Source organism: Streptomyces sp. NPDC002265 (assembly GCF_040296125.1).
In the GTDB taxonomy this organism is placed as follows: Bacteria; Actinomycetota; Actinomycetes; order Streptomycetales; family Streptomycetaceae; genus Streptomyces.
In genome coordinates, this window is sequence record NZ_JBEOWS010000618.1 from 1 (window position 1) to 2,547 (window position 2,547).

At 64.7% G+C, this 2,547-nt stretch carries 2 protein-coding genes; both read right to left on the reverse strand.

What is annotated here, in order from left to right:
* Positions 1-303: 303 nt before the first annotated feature.
* Complete coding sequence (locus ABT085_RS45595) at positions 304-960, reverse strand: DUF6461 domain-containing protein (RefSeq protein WP_351622948.1); 657 nt, start codon at positions 958-960, stop codon at positions 304-306.
* Between the two features lie 895 nt (positions 961-1,855).
* Positions 1,856-2,242 carry a hypothetical protein gene (locus ABT085_RS45600; RefSeq protein WP_351622951.1) on the reverse strand — a complete coding sequence of 129 codons (387 nt, stop codon included), beginning with the start codon at positions 2,240-2,242 and terminating at the stop codon, positions 1,856-1,858.
* Positions 2,243-2,547: the final 305 nt, after the last annotated feature.

A 2,547-nucleotide genomic window follows, 5' to 3' on the forward strand; every position in this document is an offset into this window, starting at 1 on the left:
GGAACAGCCTTCCCACACACGCAGTGACACCAGCCATGGCCACGCCCACCACTCACCAGCCAGCCCTCACGCACACCAAAAGAAACGACCTCTTAGGAGCGAGGTTGGTCGATCCTGCGCGTGAACTGCGAATTCCTGCCTCCTGCTAAGTCCGGTCGAACTCCCCCTGCGGACCCTGGTTCCCCGTGAGTCCCCGTCCGTTCTGGCACGACAGTGGCGCGATTCGAGGACCGTTTGTTCGCCTCAGGCAGTCCGATGCCGGCCCCGACTTCATCGCGGCTCGTGTGAGGACGAGCGGTGTACTCATGGGAGCCACGCTGCCTCCGACTGCCCGAAGAGCTCAGAGGGTGGGGCGAGCAGCACAGTGCGAAGCTCCGTGTCCATCCACCCGGGATCGATGGGCACGCCCATGGTGCGTTCCATGAGCGCGAAGGACTCGGCGCACAGGGTCCCCATGTGGAAGGCGACCCCTTCTGCCCAGGCGGGGACCTCCGGTTCCGGGTCGATCCACGCCGCGTCCTCCAGCCCGAAGGGGTCGAACATGCCGTCTACGTGGCCATCAAGGGCATGCATGACCTGGTATCGGGCGTTCACGTCGCGGTAGACGCTGAAGAACTCGCCTCCATCCGCGGACGCTCGCCGGGCGATCTCCGGGATGCAGCCGTAGTAACCCCCTTCGATGGCGATGACGCGTTGGTCGACGGTGACCACGCGAAGCAGCTCGTAGTCCTCATAGAGGTGAGCTGCCCGCTCGTCGGCGGCCTCGGCGAAGGCCATCAGCCGCGACGCTCCCGGATCGCCACCGAACGCCCGGATCACCTCGTCCTCCGTTGTTCCTGCAATCACGGAGAAGGTGTATGCGCCGGGCTCATCGGCATCGGCCCACGCGTATCGGGCGACGAGGTCTTCCCACCTTGCGGCGTCTGTGCGCTTCGGGCTCCGAGCCACGTCAGGAGTCATGGTGCCGCACCCTACAGAGCAGGCGATGTAGAGACTTTGGCCGGGAGTTTCAATGACCCAGTCAAGCGCCGCTGCCTGAGGCTTGGAGCTGGTCTGGAAGATCGGGTAGCCGCGCTGGATCTGACCTGACAAGGCGCTGACCTGCAAGTCTCCGGGCGATCCGCCTGTGTTTCCCACTGTTCCCCGCCTGCGGCCGTCCGATCGGGCACACAGGGGGCACGCGTGGTCTTCTCCCGGCATCCCAGGCTGCGGATGTGATTCCTACTCTTGGCGCTCACGAGGTCGGCGGAGTCTCACGAGCCCAGTCGAAGGGCATCGGCGCGCCCTGCGGGATCACCCAAGGGCGGGGATAGCGAGCCTGACAACCGGTGCAGCGCGCGACGAACGGACCGACCTCGGGGTTCGTGAGAACGCTGTAGTGGCTGGAGGGCTGCGCCGGGAGCATGTGCCCGTTCGCCGTCGTCTCCAAGCCGGGCCACTCTGGCGAGCATTGGCACGGTCGGTCTACCGCGAACGGGTCGCTGTCGGGTGTCTTAGCCGTGCTCTTGAAGAGCTTGGCAAAGTTCTCGCGTATCGACATGGCGGCGGCCTTCCCTTCACTGCGCCCGACTCTCGGGCCCCAGACAGTAACCGAGGCTGGCGGCGTCTCAAGGACCGAGTTGGGTCGGCAGGCGCCGTCCATCGGCTGAGGGACGGCGCCCGCACTGAACACAGAGTTTGAGATCTGGCCTCATCCTTGTCAGGTCGATCACAGGGGACCGTCGACGTCGGTCAACCGGTCCTACGCCTCGGCCGATCGTCCACTGAGATCCGGCGCCGATCGCTGCTGTTCGCGCTTGTTGGTGTCAGCCGCTGGTATCAGCCTTCGCACGCAGCCTTGACGGGTGAGTCGCCTCTACTCCTCGACTCGAAGAACCACGTCGGCAGCACGCGCGTACCCCTTCGGATCATCGACTGCCACCCGCACCGACCACCGTTGCGGTCCTCCGATGTACTTGACGAATCGGCACTCTCCCAGCACGTCACCGATCACGAAGCGCCGGTCTGCCAAGTAGAGCGACCCGTCGAAGACCGTGGTGAATGACGGATCGGCGGCGACACCCTGACCGTGGTCTCGGAACAACCGCACCTTGATCAGAACCGTCTGTGCTTGTACACGGACAATGACGTGAGTGTCGGAGGATGCAGCGGGAGCGCCCCCCAACTCCAGGTCATCGCGAATCCAGTCCGGGGACCCCAAAGCCATGACCGGATTGTTGACGTACAAGTCGACTCCGGCCATCTGCACAGGTGTCACCCTCCTGTCAGCCTTGGGGTTGCCAAGGTACTGGCATACACCCGGCATCCAACCTGCACCCCCACTACCTATCCCCAGCTCCCATCCCGTCTGCCGTCGGCCCACACACCGTGGAGCGGGCGTGGTTCATGGCGTCCAGGTGGAGCGCGCCGCTGTACGAACGACTGTGAGGATTGATCGCGGCACCGCTCGGTGTGAACCGCACCGGTTCGAATGGAGACTCGATTCTCTGAGAGGATTGAGTCATGGCACGTCCCTCCCCTTACCCCGCTGAGCTGCGGCGTCGTGCG